This is a genomic window from Enterobacter cloacae complex sp. 677-3DZ2D5B (genome assembly GCF_004136695.1).
In the GTDB taxonomy this organism is placed as follows: Bacteria; Pseudomonadota; Gammaproteobacteria; order Enterobacterales; family Enterobacteriaceae; genus Enterobacter; species Enterobacter hormaechei_C.
Genome location: NZ_QFLS01000003.1, coordinates 13,125 through 29,864, shown reverse-complemented (window position 1 = coordinate 29,864; position 16,740 = coordinate 13,125). Strand labels below are relative to the sequence as shown.

Sequence of the window (16,740 nt, the reverse complement as noted above, 5' to 3'; positions counted from 1 at the left end):
TCCGTCATTTTTACATCTGGACGTCTAAACGTATAGAAGTTCACAACACAACAGACAATGACACGCGATTGATAGGGGTAGGGTATGAGCTTTTTTCACGCCAACCAGCGGGAAGCACTGAACCAGAGCCTGGCCGAAGTAAACGGCCAGATTAACGTCTCTTTTGAATTTTTCCCGCCGCGCACCAGTGAAATGGAGCAAACCCTGTGGAGCTCTATCGATCGCCTGAGCAGCCTCAAGCCGAAGTTCGTCTCCGTGACCTACGGCGCCAACTCCGGTGAGCGTGACCGCACGCACAGCATCATTAAGGGCATTAAAGACCGAACCGGTCTGGAAGCGGCGCCGCACCTGACCTGTATCGACGCCACCCGTGATGAACTGCGCGCCATTGCCCAGGACTACTGGAATAACGGCATTCGCCACATTGTGGCCCTGCGCGGCGACCTCCCGCCAGGCAGCGGTAAGCCAGAGATGTTTGCCGCCGATCTGGTCGGCCTGCTGAAAGACGTTGCCGACTTTGATATCTCCGTGGCCGCCTACCCTGAAGTTCACCCGGAAGCCAAAAGTGCCCAGGCGGATCTGCTCAACCTGAAGCGTAAAGTGGAGGCTGGTGCTAACCGTGCGATTACTCAGTTCTTCTTTGACGTTGAAAGCTACCTGCGCTTTCGTGACCGCTGCGTCTCGGCAGGTATTGATGTCGAAATCATCCCTGGTATTCTGCCGGTTTCGAACTTCAAACAGGCGAAGAAATTCGCGGATATGACCAACGTGCGCATTCCGCTGTGGATGTCCAAAATGTATGAAGGGCTGGACGACGACCCGGAAACCCGCAAGCTGGTGGGGGCCAATATCGCGATGGACATGGTGAAGATTTTAAGCCGCGAAGGGGTGAAAGATTTCCATTTCTATACCCTGAATCGCGCGGAAATGAGCTATGCCATTTGCCATACGCTCGGTGTTCGCCCGGCGCTGTAAAGTAAAAAGCCCTCATAAAACGAGGGCTTTTTAATCGAACAGAGAGTTAAAAGGTATTAGCTATCGAATCTGTGGATTAATTCAACTATCTCTTATCGCTAGTGGTGTATATCGTAACGGTAACACTGTAAAGGGAGCATAGCGATGAGCATGTCAGACGAGACCAATAACGCGGCATCCGCCGGCAAATGTCCGTTCCACCAGGGCGGCGTCGATCACAGCGCGGGTGCAGGTACCGGCAGCAAAGATTGGTGGCCTAAACAACTCCGCATCGATCTTCTAAACCAACATTCCAACCGTTCGAACCCGCTGGGTGAAGACTTCGACTACCGCAAAGAATTCAGCAAGCTCGACTATTCCGCCCTTAAGGGCGATCTCAAAGCCCTTTTAACCGACTCACAACCGTGGTGGCCTGCCGACTGGGGAAGCTATGCGGGCCTGTTTATTCGTATGGCCTGGCACGGTGCGGGTACCTATCGCTCCGTTGACGGTCGCGGCGGCGCGGGGCGCGGCCAGCAACGTTTTGCGCCGCTGAACTCCTGGCCTGATAACGTCAGCCTGGATAAGGCTCGCCGTCTGCTGTGGCCAGTTAAGCAAAAATACGGACAAAAAATCTCCTGGGCCGACCTGTTTATCCTCGCGGGTAACGTGGCGCTGGAGAACTCCGGCTTCCGCACTTTTGGTTTCGGTGCCGGGCGTGAAGACGTCTGGGAACCGGATCTGGACGTGAACTGGGGCGATGAAAAAGCCTGGCTGACCCACCGTGACCCGGAAGCGCTGGCGAAGCGCCCGCTTGCGGCCACTGAAATGGGCCTGATTTACGTTAACCCCGAAGGGCCAAACGCCAGCGGTGAACCGCTGTCTGCGGCGGCGGCGATCCGCGCTACCTTTGGCAACATGGGCATGAACGACGAAGAGACCGTCGCGCTGATTGCAGGCGGCCATACGCTCGGTAAAACGCACGGCGCAGGCGAAGCCACGCATGTGGGCACTGACCCGGAAGCGTCACCGATTGAAGCGCAGGGCCTGGGCTGGGCCAGCACGCACGGCACCGGTATTGGCGCTGACGCCATCACCTCCGGGCTGGAAGTTATCTGGTCTCAAACCCCGACCCAGTGGAGCAACTACTTCTTCGAGAACCTGTTCAAATACGAATGGGTGCAGACGCGTAGCCCGGCGGGCGCCATTCAGTTTGAAGCCGTGGATGCGCCGGAAATTATGCCTGACCCGTTTGACCCGTCGAAAAAACGCAAGCCAACCATGCTGGTCACCGACCTGACGCTGCGTTTTGATCCGGAATTCGAGAAAATTTCCCGTCGCTTCCTGAACGATCCGCAGGCCTTCAACGAAGCCTTTGCGCGCGCGTGGTTCAAGCTGACCCATCGCGATATGGGGCCAAAAGCGCGGTACATTGGCCCGGAAGTGCCGAAAGAAGATTTGATTTGGCAGGATCCGCTGCCTCAGCCGGTGTTCCATCCGACGCAGGAAGATATTGAAAGTCTGAAAGCGGAAATCGCGGCCTCTGGTCTCTCCGTGAGCGAGCTGGTTTCCGTGGCCTGGGCGTCGGCATCGACCTTCCGCGGCGGCGACAAGCGTGGCGGCGCTAACGGCGCGCGTCTGGCGCTGGCGCCTCAGCGCGACTGGGATGTGAACGCCGCGGCGGTACGGGCGTTACCGGCTCTGGAAGCTATTCAGCGCACCACTAATAAAGCCTCACTGGCCGATATCATCGTGCTGGCAGGTGTTGTGGGCGTTGAGCAGGCGGCGAAAGCGGCAGGCGTTTACGTCAACGTACCGTTTACCCCAGGCCGCGTAGATGCGCGTCAGGACCAGACGGACATCGAGATGTTTAACCTGCTCGAACCGGTTGCCGACGGTTTCCGCAACTACCGTGCGCAGGTGGATGTGTCCACCACCGAGTCGCTGCTGATCGACAAAGCCCAGCAGCTGACCCTGACCGCGCCGGAACTGACGGTGCTAATCGGCGGTCTGCGCGTACTGGGTGCAAACTTCGATGGCAGCAAGAATGGCGTGTTTACCAACCGCGAGGGCGTGCTGAGCAACGACTTCTTCGTTAATCTGCTGGATATGAACACCCAGTGGAAAGCGACCGATGACTCAAACGAGCTGTTTGCCGGTAGCGATCGCGCCAGCGGAGAAGTGAAATACACCGCCACCCGCGCCGATCTGGTCTTCGGTTCAAACGCCGTCCTGCGTGCGCTGGCCGAAGTTTACGCCAGCAGTGATGCACACGAGAAGTTCGTCCGTGATTTTGTTGCCGCGTGGGCGCGAGTGATGGATTTGGACCGGTTTGACGTGAAGTAACCCATGTGCCGGGTGGCGGCTACGCCTTACCCGGCCTACAAATTAAAGTGCCATGTAGGCCGGGTAAGCGCAGCGCCACCCGGCTTTTTTCGTTACTCCCACTCCTGCAAGAATCGCTGTCCATACTGGTCGGCCACCAGCAGCGCCGCATAGACCTGATCCGGCGTGACGCCGCCAGGCATGTTGTGAATGGTTTCACCTTCGGCGCAGGACGCTTCCGCGATCAGCCGCATTTTGGCCGGAATATCCTCTTTGATGTTCAGCTGCGCCAGGGTGATCGGCAGCCCAACGCTGTGGCAAAGCGCGGCGACGGTCTCAATTTCTTCAACCGGCGCGTTCTCCAGTACCAGCTGTGTCAGCGTGCCGAACGCGACCTTTTCACCATGGTAAAAATGATGCGCATCCGGCACCGCCGTCATGCCGTTGTGAATGGCGTGCGCCGCCGCCAGCCCGCCGCTTTCAAAGCCCACCCCGCTGAGATAGGTGTTGGCTTCGATAATGCGTTCCAGCGCCGGTGTGACGACATGCTGCTCTGCCGCCAGCATCGCTTTCTCGCCCTCTTCAACCAGCGTGTTGTAGCACAGCTCTGCCAGCGCTAACGCTGCCTGCGTGCACTTGCCACCCGCCATGGTCGTGGCGCCGCTGCGCGAACAGGCGCGCGCTTCAAACCAGGTTGCCAGTGCATCGCCAATCCCGGCGGCCAGCAGGCGCGCAGGTGCGCCTGCCACCACTTTGGTATCGACAATCACCATGTTCGGGTTGTGCGGCAGCATCAGGTAGCGATCGAACTCACCGCTGTCGGTATAAATCACGGAGAGGGCGCTGCACGGCGCATCGGTGGAGGCAATGGTCGGGGCAATAGCCACCGGCACGTCCATAAAGTGCGCCAGCGCTTTGGCGGTATCCAGCGTTTTTCCGCCGCCGATACCCAGCACCGCCAGGCAGTCGGCGCTGTCGGCCAGCTTTTTCAGGCGATCGATTTCATTTTGCGAACATTCGCCACCAAACGGTGCGATTTCGGCATGGAGTCCGGCTTTTTTAAAACTCTGACGCAGGGTTTCTTCAGCAAAACCCAGCACAAATTTATCGCCCACCACCAGCCAGCGATTCGCCAGCGGCTTCAGGTAGTCGCCGAGGCGAGTAAGAACATCTGCACCCTGGATGTATTTCCCCGGCGATTGAATAATACGGTCCATAACAGTTCTCCCTTAGAGGTTGAGGTTACCAAACGCGTTTTTCCAGTCCTGCTCGAACTTCTCTATGGCTGACTCTACCGCTGGTGTGTCGAGCATTTGTTGCGCTACGTCTAAGGGAAGCGTGATTGCCTCACATCCTGCCAACAGGCAATCCAGCGCCTGGCGCGGCGTTTTAAAGCTGGCAGCCAGCACCATGCTTTCCGGCGCATGCAGTTCCAGCAGGGACTGCAGCTCCTGTACCATGCCAATACCGTCGCCGCCCTGTGCGTCGACGCGGTTGACGTACGGCGCAACGTATTTCGCGCCTGCCAGCGCGGCCAGTAAACCCTGAGCGGCGCTGTAAACGGCGGTGCCCAGCGTGGTAATTCCCTCTTTCTTCAGCGCCTTAATCGCGATGAGCCCCTGTGCAGTGACGGGAATTTTTACCACGATGTCCGGCAGGGCATTGTTCAGCCGTTTTGCTTCCGCCACCATTTCTTCGGCATCGCGGCTCATGGTTTGAGCAAACAGCATGCCTTCCGGCCCAATGGCTTTTTGCAGGCGCGGCAGCACGTCCCAGATGGATTCACGGCTGGCGGCAATGATGCTCGGGTTGGTGGTAACGCCCGCAATGGGAAAAATGCGCGCCAGGCGTTCAACTTCCGCTACGTTGGCGGTATCCAGGTACAGTTCCATCACTCTTCCTCGTTTTACAGTTCTAATTCGTGTTGTAGCAGGGAAGCAATCGCCTCCCCTGAGCTGGCGTTAACCAGCGCATTGCGGAAATCCTCATGCATGATGCGGCGTGCCAGTCGGGAGAAAATACGCATATGTTGATCGCCCGCGGCGTGTTTATTCAGCGTTAGCATGATGATGAATTGTGCTTCTTCATCTCCCCACATGACGGGGGCTTTCAGGCGTGCAACGCTGATGGTGGATTGCTCAATGTGCTCCGATTTGCTGTGCGGGATAGCAAAGCTAAAGCCGAGCCCGGTGGAGAAGACCGCTTCGCGTGCCCACAGATCGGCCTCCAGCTTGCGTGGGTAGCGGCAACGTCCTGCGAGCAGCAGGTTATCGGTCATTCCCTTCATGACCTCTTCTTTGCTGTTCCAGTCATTGTCCAGTGAAATGCAGCGAGGTGTAACCAGAGGTGTGTCCTGCTGATTCATGCGGAACTGCGCCAGCAGGTGCTCCACTTCAAGCGAAGTGCGACACGCCATGGCCTGATTCAGCAACTGGCGGCAGGCGCGGCTATCAAGCTGAGCCAGACGCGCTTTGGTTGCCGGGATAGCGGGCGACCCCATGCTCAGCTCGTCCAAACCCAGACCCACCAGCAATGGCAACACCGAGCCTTTTGCACCCAGTTCGCCGCACAGGCCAATCCATTTCCCCTGGCGATGGACGGCTTGTACCGCGTAATCCAGCGCCCTCAGGAAGGCCGGGTTCAGGCTGTTGTAATGGCGTGTGACTTTGGCGTTATCGCGATCAACAGCCAGCAGATACTGCGTCAGGTCATTGCTACCGATGCTAAAGAAATCAATCTCTTCGCAGCACTGGTCGATGATAAACATCACCGAAGGGACTTCCAGCATGATGCCAAGCGGGATTTTCTCATCAAACGGAATATGCTCAGCGCGGAGCTGTTGTTTCGCTTCGGCAAGTTTCTCTTTCACCCACAGGATCTCTTCCATGGAAGAGATCATCGGGATCATGATCTTCAGGCTGCCGTGAGCAGAGGCGCGCAGGATCGCCCGAAGCTGGGTGGTGAAAAGCACTGCATACTCTTCGTAAATACGTACGGCGCGGTAACCGAGGAACGGGTTATTTTCGGCCGGGATCTTCAGGTACTCTACCGGCTTATCGCCGCCGATATCCATGGTCCGCACGATGATGCTGCGCCCGTTTGCACTTTCCAGTGCCTGACAGAAAATGTTGTAGAGCTCGTTTTCACCGGGCGCGCTGCTGCGGTCCATATAAAGCATTTCGGTGCGAAACAGGCCAACGCCCTCGGCGCCGTTCTCAAAGGCTGCCTGCGCTTCCACCGCATGGGCGATGTTCGCGGCAATCTCAACCCGCAGGCCGTCGGCGGTTCTGGCTTCCCGGTCCAGCCAGATGCCCTGCTGCTCGCGTAGTGCCTGTTGTACCCGTGCTTCCTGTCGGTAGTAGCGCGCCACCGCATCGCTGGGATCGACCACGACGGCACCAGCATTGCCATCGATAAATACGGATTGATTGCGCCACTGCAGCAGGCTTTCATTGTCGACGCCCACCAGCGTCGGAATATTAAAGGAACGTGCAAGAATAACCGTATGCGAGGTTGTTCCACCGCTTTTTAACAGCAGCCCTTTTAGCAAGGTTTTATCCAGTTCCAGGAACTGGCCGGGCGTGAGGTCGTCAGCAAGGCAGACGCTCGGCTGCGTCAGTTGCCCCGGAGACGGGAAACGCGCTTCACCGTAGATATGCTGTAAAAGCTGATAGCAGACGTCGCGTACGTCCAGCACACGCTCCTGCAAATACGTGCTGCTGGAACGAGAGAACGTATCGCAGAAATGGTTCGCCGTGGCGATGATGGCCTGAGCGCAGCTTAAGCCCCGGTTGACCCCTGACAGGAGGTGCTGGCGCAGCGAGGTATCCGTAGCCAGCGAACGATGGGCTTCAAGAATGGCGCTGGCGGTGCTGTCGCTGTCCAGCGCGCGCAGCTCAATGTTTTTCACCAGCAGGGTGAGACCATTATCCAGTGCTAACTGCTCATCTCCTTCGTCTTTCGCTTCGGCTAAATCTGACAGTGCGTTGAGATCCAGCGAGGCCAGCAAGGTCAACACGCCCTGGGCGCTACCGCTGCAAACGGGCAGGGCGCGGAAAAGCGTTGGATTAAGGCGCGCGAGGGATTCTGGCAGCGGATCGCGCTCAATATTAATGGCTTCTGCGAGCGGCGCATCACAGTGTGGGAACTCTTCCCGGAGCCATTGTTCCAGTTGCTGATAGGCGTTCTGCTCATCTTCACCTTGGATCACCAGACGACAGGCATCGCCTGCCAGCGTATCGGTGCCAATGACTGCCAGTGCGCTCTTGGCATTCCCTTTACGGTCTGTGCGCAGGTTGTGCCATTCGATTTGCGAGATAAACGTATTGCACAGCGTTTCCACATGACTTGCCGGACGCGCGTGAACACCGTTGGGTAATTCACAGGTAAATTCCACTACGAGAGCCATACACACTCCTGAAATCAATCCTCATTCATTGGGCAACAGCATACGAGTGTGTTGATGACGCGCGCCATGTGACAAATCTGCCAAAAGCTGGACAAATGTAATGTCACGTGGAAAGTGAGATTTGACTCACAGGTTGTGGTCCTTTGTCTTATGCGTAACGTCTATCAGAAATGTCGAGGCGGATCGCATTTTTATTTCGACATTACAAAAATCCAGTAAATGGCCTTTTTGTCTCCTGTCCGCCGTCTTCCTGATTGCCTATTGTTTGCCACAACATCTTTATGGTTTTAGGCCAGGAGCGACATATGAAAGAGTTGGTGCATATTCTCAAGAACACGCGGCAGCATCTGATGACTGGGGTGTCGCACATGATCCCGTTTGTGGTCTCGGGCGGCATTTTGCTGGCGGTTTCGGTCATGTTGTATGGCAAAGGCGCGGTGCCCGATGCCGCAACCGATCCCAACCTGAAAAAGCTCTTTGATATCGGCGTGGTGGGGTTAACGCTGATGGTGCCATTCCTCGCCGCCTATATCGGCTACTCCATTGCAGAACGTGCCGCGCTGGCTCCCTGTGCAATTGCCGCCTGGGTGGGCAACAGCTTCGGTGCCGGGTTCTTTGGCGCGATTATCGCCGGGATTTTCGGTGGGATTGTCGTTTGGTACTTGAAAAAACTGCCGGTCCCGAAAGTGCTGCGCTCCGTCATGCCTATCTTCATCATCCCGATTATCGGCACGTTTATCACAGCAGGCATCATGATGTGGGGGCTGGGCGAGCCTGTAGGCGCACTGACCACCGGCCTTACCCAGTGGCTGCAAGGAATGCAGCAGGGCAGCATTGTGGTACTCGCCATTATTATCGGTCTCATGCTGGCGTTCGATATGGGCGGCCCGGTCAACAAAGTGGCGTATGCCTTCATGCTGATTTGCGTTGCGCAGGGCGTCTATACCGTCGTTGCAATTGCCGCCGTGGCTATTTGCATACCACCGCTAGGATTAGGCCTGGCGACGCTGATTAATCGCAAGAATTTTACCGGTGAAGAGCGTGAAGCGGGTAAGGCTGCATTAGTGATGGGCTGCGTGGGGGTCACCGAAGGGGCCATTCCGTTCGCTGCTGCTGATCCTCTGCGCGTTATTCCCTCCATCATGCTGGGATCCGCATGTGGCGCAGTGACGGCCGCCGTGATGGGCGCACAATGCTATGCCGGTTGGGGCGGGCTCATCGTTCTCCCTGTGGTGGAGGGCAAGCTGGGCTACATCGTGGCGGTTGCCGTGGGGGCTGTTGTGACGGCCATTAGCGTTAACGTGCTGAAGAGTTTTGCCCGCAAGAATGCAAAACAGGTCGAGGAAAAAGAGGACGACCTGGATCTGGATTTCGAAATTAACTGATTGAGGAAAAGAACATGGCCCGAATTATCGCAGTAACAGCTTGTCCGTCAGGCGTTGCCCATACCTACATGGCGGCCGAAGCGCTGGAAAGTGCCGCCAAATCTAAAGGTTGGGAAGTGAAGGTTGAAACGCAGGGGTCAATTGGCCTGGAGAACGAACTGACGGCAGAAGACGTTGCCGCCGCCGATATGGTGATCCTGACCAAAGATATCGGCATTAAATTCGAAGAGCGCTTTGCCGGGAAAACCATTGTACGCGTCAATATCAGCGACGCGGTAAAACGCGCCGACGCCATCATGAACAAAATTGATGCCCACCTGGCGCAAATCGCCTGACGCTCTCCCGCCCTTCGGGGCGGGTTCGTTTTCCGTTACAGGAGTTCCCTCATGACGAATCGTATCCAGCGTTTGAAAGACGCACTTTTTGCCAGTCCACGTGAAATCTCGCTTGAGCGTGCTTTGCTCTATACCGCCAGCCATCAACAGACGGAGGGCGAGCCGGTTATCCTCAGGCGAGCAAAAGCCACGGCGTACATTCTTGACCATGTGAATATCGCGATTCGTGATGAGGAACTGATTGCCGGAAACCGCACCGTTAAACCGCGCGCGGGCATTATGTCCCCTGAGATGGATCCGTACTGGCTACTTAAGGAGCTGGACCAGTTTTCCACACGTCCGCAGGACCGCTTCGAGATCGGCGAAGCGGATAAGCAGATCTACCGCGACGTGCTGTATCCCTATTGGGAAAAACGGTCGATGAAAGATTTCATCAACAGCCAGATGACGGATGAGGTGAAAGCCGCTGTAGGGACGCAAATTTTCAGCGTCAACCAGACGGACAAAGGGCAGGGGCATATCATTATTGATTATCCGCGCCTGCTGAATAACGGGCTGGGTGCGCTGGTGGAGCAAATGCGAGAATATTGTGCCCGCGATGCTCAGAACACGTTCTATGCCGCCGCGCTGATTCTGCTTGAAGCCTCCCAGCGCCATATTCTGCGCTATGCTGCGCTGGCTGAAACGCTTGCAACCGTCTGTGATGACGCTTCACGGCGTGAAGAGCTACGAAAGATTGCCGAAATCTCGCGGCACAACGCGGAGCATAAGCCGCAAACGTTCTGGCAGGCGTGTCAGCTGTTCTGGTATATGAACGTCATTTTGCAATACGAATCTAACGCCAGCTCGCTTTCTATTGGGCGCTTCGACCAGTATATGCTGCCGTTTTATCAGGCCTCGTTAACGCAGGGAGACGACCCGGCATTTCTGAAAGAGCTGCTGGAATCGCTGTGGGTGAAGTGTAACGACGTGGTGCTCTTGCGCTCGACCAGCAGCGCCCGTTATTTTGCCGGCTTCCCGACCGGGTATACCGCGTTATTGGGCGGACTGACGGAAAGCGGGCGTAACGCGGTGAATGTGCTTTCCTTCCTGTGCCTGGATGCTTACCAAAGCGTTCAGCTTCCTCAACCGAACCTTGGCGTACGGGTTAATGAACTTATCGACCGACCTTTCCTGCTTAAAACGGCAGAGACGATCCGCCTGGGCACTGGTATTCCGCAGATTTTCAATGATGAAGTGGTGGTACCCGCTTTCCTGAATCGGGGTGTGTCGCTGGAGGATGCGCGCGACTACGCGGTGGTAGGCTGTGTAGAACTGTCAATTCCGGGTAAAACCTACGGTCTGCACGATATCGCGATGTTTAACCTGCTGAAAGTAATGGAAATCGCGATGCTGGAGAACGAAGGCAATTCAACGCTGAGTTATGAAGGCTTGCTGGACCATATTCGGGCCAAAATTAACCACTACATTGCGCTGATGGTTGAGGGGAGCAACATTTGCGATATCGGCCATCGAGACTGGGCACCGGTACCGTTGCTCTCTTCATTTATCAGCGATTGCCTTGAATCAGGGAAAGATATTACCGACGGCGGGGCGCGATATAACTTTTCTGGCGTTCAGGGGATCGGGATAGCCAATCTGAGTGATTCACTGCACGCCCTGAAAGGGCTGGTCTTTGAACAGCAGCGCTTAAGTTTTGATGAGCTCTTAGCCGTGTTAAAAGCGAACTTTGCCACCCCCGAGGGAGAAAAGGTGCGTGCAAGGTTGATCAATCGCTTCGAAAAATACGGCAATGATATCGATGATGTCGACAATATCAGCGCTGAACTGTTGCGCCATTACTGTAAAGAGGTCGAAAAATACCGGAACCCGCGCGGCGGACAGTTCACGCCAGGCTCTTATACCGTATCGGCACACGTGCCGCTGGGGGCAGTGGTGGGAGCTACACCGGATGGCCGCTTTGCCGGAGAGCAACTGGCTGACGGTGGGCTCTCGCCGATGCTTGGGCAAGATATGCAGGGCCCAACGGCGGTACTTAAATCGGTAAGCAAGCTGGATAACTATCTGTTATCTAACGGTACGCTGTTAAACGTTAAATTTACCCCTGCGACGCTGGAAGGCGATGCCGGGCTGCAAAAGCTGGCGGATTTCCTTCGTGCTTTCACCCAGCTTAAGTTGCAGCATATCCAGTTCAACGTGGTGAACGCGGAAACATTGCGTGAAGCGCAACAGCGTCCACAGGATTTTGCCGGGCTGGTGGTGCGCGTTGCTGGCTACAGCGCCTTCTTTGTTGAGTTATCGAAGGAGATCCAGGATGACATTATCCGCCGCACAGCGCATCAGCTGTGACGTGGTTGAAACGCACGCCGAGGTGGCGCGTATTTTCAATATCCAGCGCTACTCATTGAATGACGGTCGCGGCATCCGTACGGTGGTCTTTTTTAAAGGTTGTCCTCACCGTTGTCCGTGGTGTGCGAATCCGGAGTCGATTTCACCGAAAATCGAGACGGTACGTAGAGAAAGTAAATGTCTTCACTGCGACCCCTGTTTGCGGGACGTCGATGAGTGCCCCTCCGGCGCATTTGAGCCTATCGGGCGGGATGTTACGCTGGAGGAGCTGGTAAGCGAGGTAATGAAAGACGATGTTTTCTTTCGTTCCTCTGGAGGTGGGGTGACGCTCTCGGGTGGCGAAGTGTTGCTGCATGCGCCTTTCGCGACAAAATTTCTACAGGGTTTACGCCGTTTCGGCGTGCATACGGCCATCGAAACGGCAGGCGATGCCCCTTTGTCCCGATTAATGCCGCTGGCTCGCCAGTGTGATGAAGTGTTGTTTGATTTAAAGATCATGGACGCGGATCTGGCCCAATCGATTGTGGCAATGAATCTTCCCAGAGTGCTGGATAATTTCCGCCAGCTGGTGGCTGACGGGATAAACGTGATTCCTCGTGTGCCGCTTATTCCTGGCTATACGCTTAACGAAACGAACATGGCGCGCGTGCTGGCTTTCCTGCTACCTTCAGGAATACGGCAACTGCATTTATTGCCCTTTCATCAGTATGGGGAGCCAAAATACCGTCTGCTGGGACAGGAGTGGGGAATGCGGCAAGCGACCCCTCCGACAGAAGATGAGGTGTCAGCGATGCGTCAACTGGCAGAGCGCGAAGGTTTCAATGTTACCGTGGGAGGCTGAACATGACAGTGATAACGGGACGTCATCTGGTGGCGGTGACCGCGTGTGTCAGTGGCGTCGCACATACCTATATGGCTGCCGAACGTCTGGAAAAGCTCTGCCAGCAGGATAAGTGGAGCGTTAACATTGAGACGCAGGGAGCGCTGGGTGTTGAGTGCGAGCTTACGGAAGACGACATACGGCGAGCCGATGTCGTATTGCTCATTACCGATATCGAACTGGCGGGCAGCGAACGTTTCGAGCATGCGCGCTACGTGAAGTGCGGTATTAGCGCCTTTTTACGCGACCCACAAAAGGTGATGGGGGCGGTGCGTAAAATGTTAGCCGCTCCGCAGCATACTCAGGTCATTCTGGACTAATGACCTTCCCGGTGAGCTGGCTGTGATACTGGCGACGGTATTCTGACGGCGAACGCTCGGTGTTTTTACGAAACAACCGGCAGAAATAGTTGCTGTCGACAAATCCGCAGGCATGCGCCACCTCTTTCACTTTCAAATCATATCCTTTCAGTAACTGGCGCGCGTGTTCCAGTCGGGTGTGCGTCAGGTACTCATTGAAACCCACTGCGCCCGTTTTCTGGAACAGATGCGACAGGTAGTTTGGGGAGATATAAAACGCCTGCGCGACGGATTCCCGGGTAAGGGGAGTGGCGTAGTGTTCGTCAATATAGACCCGAATTGCTTCAAACAAAGCCTGGCTGCGGGAGGCGGTTTGGATCTGACTACCCAGCAGGTCGACGCAGTGGCTAAGCAGGCTGGCAATAATCAGCCGCGCGGTTTGTTGCTCATGCGGTTGCATCTGCATTTCATGAAGCGTCTGTAAAAGTAACGATCCAATACGGGGACCGCGGCGGGCAACGTGCTGCTTTGTCAGGTTTCGCACGTCTATACCATTCCAGTGCAAAAGGCTAAACCCAAGCTGCTGTTTGCCAAACAGGATGCTCAGCGTTGTTGCGGGTGCTTGCCATTGTGGATTATTCCAGCCGCCAGCCGGGACGTATAAAACATCACCCTGCTGTAAAACGCAGCCAGCCTGGTCTTTCATCGAACCTTCGATCGCGATCTCCAGACGTGGAAAATCGACCTGCAAGGCAAGTTCGGGGGCGGAGGTAGCGGAGTTTGCAAAATGCACCTGACGCAGCGGCGTTGTGCCGTTGATCAGGTTAGTCAGGATCTGGGTAATGTCGTGGTGCATGGTGTGGATACCAGGGTATTGCCCGGCGGCGCTGGTGCTTGCCGGGCCTACGAAAAGCCTATTTTAGGCCGGGTAAACGTAAACGCCACCCGGCAAAACCGATTAACCGGTGTTACGCATACCCGCCGCAACGCCCGCAATCGTCACCATCAGCGCCTGTTCAACGCGTGGATCCGGCTCTTTACCTTCCTCTTCCGCCAGACGCGAACGGTGCAGCAGCTCTGCCTGTAAAACGTTCAGCGGGTCGGTGTAGATGTTACGCAGCTGGATAGACTCGGCGATCCACGGCAGGTCTTCCATCAGGTGGGAGTCGTTAGCGATGTCCAGCACCACTTTGATGTCGCCTTCCAGCAGTTCGCGCAGCTCTTTGCCCAGCGCCCACAGCTCCGGCTTCACCAGGCGCTGATCGTAATATTCCGCCAGCCACAGGTCGGCCTTCGAGAAGACCATCTCCAGCATTCCCAGACGGGTAGAGAAGAATGGCCAGTCGCGGCACATGGTTTCCAGTTCGCTCTGCTTACCGTCTTCCACCACTTTTTGCAGCGCCGCACCGGCACCCAGCCAGGCTGGCAGCATTAAGCGGTTTTGCGTCCAGGCGAAGATCCATGGAATGGCGCGCAGGGATTCAACGCCACCGGTCGGGCGACGCTTTGCAGGACGCGAGCCCAGCGGCAGTTTACCCAGCTCCTGTTCAGGCGTGGCCGAGCGGAAGTAAGGGACAAAGTCTTTGTTTTCACGCACGTAGCCGCGGTACAGATCGCAGGAGATGTCAGACAGTTCGTCCATAATCCGGCACCAGGATTCTTTTGGCTCCGGCGGCGGCAGCAGGTTGGCTTCGAGGATCGCGCTGGTATAAAGCGACAGGCTGCTGATGGTCACTTCCGGCAGGCCGTACTTGAAGCGGATCATCTCGCCCTGCTCGGTCACGCGCAGGCCGCCTTTCAGGCTTCCTGGTGGTTGAGAGAGCAGCGCCGCGTGTGCAGGCGCACCGCCACGACCAATTGAGCCACCGCGTCCGTGGAACAGGGTCAGCTCGATACCGGCTTTCTCACAGGTTTTGATCAGTGCATCCTGCGCCTGATACTGCGCCCAGGAGGCTGCCATCACCCCCGCATCTTTCGCGGAGTCGGAATAGCCGATCATCACCATCTGTTTGCCCTGAATAAAGCCGCGATACCAGTCGATGTTCAGCAGCTGGGTCATCACGTCGTTAGCGTTGTTCAGGTCGTCGAGAGTCTCAAACAGCGGTGCTACCGGCAGAGCATAGTCAATGCCCGCTTCTTTCAGCAGAAGGTGAACGCCCAGCACGTCGGACGGGGTCTTCGCCATGGAGATCACGTAGGCGGCCACAGATCCTTTCGGCGCATCTACAATCGCTTTACAGGTGTTGAGCACTTCGCGGGTGTCATTGCTTGGCTCCCAGTTGCGCGGCAGCAGCGGGCGCTTGGAGTTCAGCTCGCGGATCAGGAACGCCTGTTTGTCGGCTTCTGACCAGCTTTCGTAGTCGCCAATGCCGAGGTAGCGGGTCAGCTCGCCCAGCGCTTCGGTATGACGGGTACTTTCCTGACGAACGTCGATACGCACCAGCGGCACGCCGAAACACTTCACGCGGCGCAGGGTGTCGAGCAGTTCGCCGTTGGCAATGATGCCCATCCCACAAGCCTGGAGCGATTTATAGCAGGCGTATAGAGGCTCCCAGAGCTGTTCGTTCTGGCTCAGCAGACCTTCCGGCTTCGGCAGGCGCTGGCCTTTCAGGCGCGCTTCCAGCCAGGCCTGAGTGGCCATCAGCTGACCGCGCAGCTTTTTCATCAGGAAGCGGTACGGCTCGCTGGCGCCTTCTTCACCGGCCAGCGCGCGCAGTTCCGGCGTCGCTTCCACCATCGACAGCTCGGAGATCAGCACCTGAATATCTTTCAGGAACAGGTCGGTTGCTTTCCAGCGGCTCAGCAGCAGGACGTGACGGGTGATTTCCGCCGTCACGTTCGGGTTGCCGTCGCGGTCGCCGCCCATCCAGGAGGTGAAGCGAACCGGCACAAAGTCGACCGGCAGGCGATAGCCCAGATTTTCTTCCAGCTGTTCGTTCAGCTCGCGCAGGTAGTTGGGTACCCCTTCCCACAGGCTGTTTTCCACCACCGCAAAGCCCCACTTGGCTTCGTCGACCGGGCTTGGGCGATGCTTACGAATTTCATCGGTGTGCCAGGACTGGGCAATCAGCTGGCGCAGGCGGCGCATAAGCTGGTTACGTTCGTAGTCGGCGATGTCTTTGTTATCCAACTGCTTCAGACAGTTGTTCACTTCCACCATTTTGTGGATCAGCGTACGACGGGTGATTTCGGTTGGGTGTGCGGTCAGCACCAGCTCCAGCGAAAGGGATTCCACCGCTTTTTTGATGGTCGCTTCGTTGAGGTCGGGCTGGTCTTTGAGTTTACGAAGGGTGCGGGCAATGACTTCCGGGTTGCTGGCCGCTTCGCCTTTTGGCGAAATGCTGTGGTATTGCTCAGCGGTGTTTGCCAGGTTCAGGAACTGGCTGAAGGCGCGGGCAACGGGCAGCAGCTCATCGTTGGAGAGGTTCTGCAAGGTGGTAAGCAGCTCCTGACGGTTGGCCTCATTACCGGCGCGGGAAGATTTGGACAGCTTGCGGATGGTTTCAACGCGGTCGAGGATGTTCTCCCCCAGTGCGTCTTTGATGGTATCTCCAAGCACTTTGCCGAGCATACTGACATTACTACGCAACGCGGAATATTGTTCGTTCATAAAAACCCAGTCACCCCATCATTTTTGTTTATGCCCAGGCGAAAATCTTCTGGACATTATTTTGTCATCTCCCTTTATAAAGCCACGTAAAACCCCCGTCGTCAATTGCTGCGAAAACGGTTCAGCAGACGAATAAATGCGGGCAATTTACGAAATTTAATTCGCATTGCGTCAGATAAGAGATGCTTATGGAAA

General features: G+C 56.3%; 12 protein-coding genes. 7 read left to right on the top strand and 5 right to left on the bottom strand.

Going from position 1 to position 16,740, the window contains the following annotated elements:
- Window positions 1-84: 84 nt before the first annotated feature.
- Both metF and katG read left to right on the top strand, forming a co-directional pair.
- Complete coding sequence (gene metF, locus DD597_RS05355; protein WP_003862045.1) at window positions 85-975, top strand: methylenetetrahydrofolate reductase; 891 nt, start codon at window positions 85-87, stop codon at window positions 973-975.
- A 144-nt stretch (window positions 976-1,119) separates the two neighbouring features.
- On the top strand, window positions 1,120-3,300 hold the full coding sequence (gene katG, locus DD597_RS05350; RefSeq protein ID WP_003862046.1) for a catalase/peroxidase HPI: 2,181 nt from the start codon (window positions 1,120-1,122) through the stop codon (window positions 3,298-3,300).
- A 92-nt stretch (window positions 3,301-3,392) separates the two neighbouring features.
- Here the strand turns inward: katG and DD597_RS05345 are convergent, their stop codons facing one another.
- The 3 genes from DD597_RS05345 to ptsP are packed head-to-tail and all read right to left on the bottom strand — an operon-like array spanning window position 3,393 to window position 7,687.
- Window positions 3,393-4,496, bottom strand: a complete 1,104-nt coding sequence (locus DD597_RS05345; protein ID WP_023315034.1) for a glycerol dehydrogenase — start codon at window positions 4,494-4,496, stop codon at window positions 3,393-3,395.
- A gap of 12 nt (window positions 4,497-4,508) precedes the next feature.
- Window positions 4,509-5,171 (bottom strand): fructose-6-phosphate aldolase, encoded by a 663-nt coding sequence (gene fsa / locus DD597_RS05340; RefSeq protein WP_023315033.1) that lies wholly within the window; start codon window positions 5,169-5,171, stop codon window positions 4,509-4,511.
- A gap of 14 nt (window positions 5,172-5,185) precedes the next feature.
- Window positions 5,186-7,687, bottom strand: coding sequence for a phosphoenolpyruvate--protein phosphotransferase (gene ptsP / locus DD597_RS05335; protein WP_129256002.1), 2,502 nt, complete (start codon window positions 7,685-7,687; stop codon window positions 5,186-5,188).
- A gap of 305 nt (window positions 7,688-7,992) precedes the next feature.
- Between ptsP and DD597_RS05330 the strand changes: the two genes are divergently transcribed.
- Genes DD597_RS05330 through DD597_RS05310 form a run of 5 tightly spaced genes read left to right on the top strand, consistent with a single transcriptional unit; the run spans window position 7,993 to window position 12,956 of the window.
- Entirely contained in the window at window positions 7,993-9,072 is a 1,080-nt protein-coding gene (locus DD597_RS05330; protein WP_048209933.1) for a PTS fructose transporter subunit EIIC, read from the top strand.
- Between the two features lie 14 nt (window positions 9,073-9,086).
- Window positions 9,087-9,407 (top strand): PTS fructose-like transporter subunit IIB, encoded by a 321-nt coding sequence (locus DD597_RS05325; protein ID WP_045346531.1) that lies wholly within the window; start codon window positions 9,087-9,089, stop codon window positions 9,405-9,407.
- Window positions 9,408-9,458: 51 nt separating this feature from the next.
- Window positions 9,459-11,756 carry a formate C-acetyltransferase gene (locus DD597_RS05320; RefSeq protein ID WP_129256001.1) on the top strand — a complete coding sequence of 766 codons (2,298 nt, stop codon included), beginning with the start codon at window positions 9,459-9,461 and terminating at the stop codon, window positions 11,754-11,756.
- Window positions 11,722-12,597: a [formate-C-acetyltransferase]-activating enzyme gene (locus tag DD597_RS05315; RefSeq protein ID WP_129256000.1), complete on the top strand. Its 876-nt coding sequence runs from the start codon at window positions 11,722-11,724 to the stop codon at window positions 12,595-12,597. The genes DD597_RS05320 and DD597_RS05315 overlap by 35 nt, the downstream gene beginning before the upstream one ends.
- Window positions 12,598-12,599: 2 nt before the next feature.
- A complete protein-coding gene (locus DD597_RS05310) occupies window positions 12,600-12,956 on the top strand; it encodes a PTS fructose-like transporter subunit IIB (RefSeq protein ID WP_129255999.1) in 357 nt (118 codons plus the stop codon).
- On the opposite strand, the gene DD597_RS05305 is transcribed toward DD597_RS05310, so the two are convergent.
- Window positions 12,943-13,791: a helix-turn-helix transcriptional regulator gene (locus DD597_RS05305; protein WP_045343486.1), complete on the bottom strand. Its 849-nt coding sequence runs from the start codon at window positions 13,789-13,791 to the stop codon at window positions 12,943-12,945. The genes DD597_RS05310 and DD597_RS05305 overlap by 14 nt on opposite strands.
- 102 nt (window positions 13,792-13,893) lie before the next feature.
- Window positions 13,894-16,545 carry a phosphoenolpyruvate carboxylase gene (ppc, locus tag DD597_RS05300; RefSeq protein WP_017383108.1) on the bottom strand — a complete coding sequence of 884 codons (2,652 nt, stop codon included), beginning with the start codon at window positions 16,543-16,545 and terminating at the stop codon, window positions 13,894-13,896.
- Between the last annotated feature and the right edge of the window lie 195 nt (window positions 16,546-16,740).

Coding starts and splice junctions, on each gene's coding strand:
- DD597_RS05315 (WP_129256000.1), top strand. CDS start 11,722: ATGACATTATCCGCCGCACAGCGCATCAGCTGTGACGTGGTTGAAACG.
- DD597_RS05325 (WP_045346531.1), top strand. CDS start 9,087: ATGGCCCGAATTATCGCAGTAACAGCTTGTCCGTCAGGCGTTGCCCAT.
- metF (WP_003862045.1), top strand. CDS start 85: ATGAGCTTTTTTCACGCCAACCAGCGGGAAGCACTGAACCAGAGCCTG.
- DD597_RS05320 (WP_129256001.1), top strand. CDS start 9,459: ATGACGAATCGTATCCAGCGTTTGAAAGACGCACTTTTTGCCAGTCCA.
- fsa (WP_023315033.1), bottom strand. CDS start 5,171: ATGGAACTGTACCTGGATACCGCCAACGTAGCGGAAGTTGAACGCCTG.
- DD597_RS05330 (WP_048209933.1), top strand. CDS start 7,993: ATGAAAGAGTTGGTGCATATTCTCAAGAACACGCGGCAGCATCTGATG.
- DD597_RS05305 (WP_045343486.1), bottom strand. CDS start 13,791: ATGCACCACGACATTACCCAGATCCTGACTAACCTGATCAACGGCACA.
- katG (WP_003862046.1), top strand. CDS start 1,120: ATGAGCATGTCAGACGAGACCAATAACGCGGCATCCGCCGGCAAATGT.
- DD597_RS05310 (WP_129255999.1), top strand. CDS start 12,600: ATGACAGTGATAACGGGACGTCATCTGGTGGCGGTGACCGCGTGTGTC.
- DD597_RS05345 (WP_023315034.1), bottom strand. CDS start 4,496: ATGGACCGTATTATTCAATCGCCGGGGAAATACATCCAGGGTGCAGAT.
- ptsP (WP_129256002.1), bottom strand. CDS start 7,687: ATGGCTCTCGTAGTGGAATTTACCTGTGAATTACCCAACGGTGTTCAC.
- ppc (WP_017383108.1), bottom strand. CDS start 16,545: ATGAACGAACAATATTCCGCGTTGCGTAGTAATGTCAGTATGCTCGGC.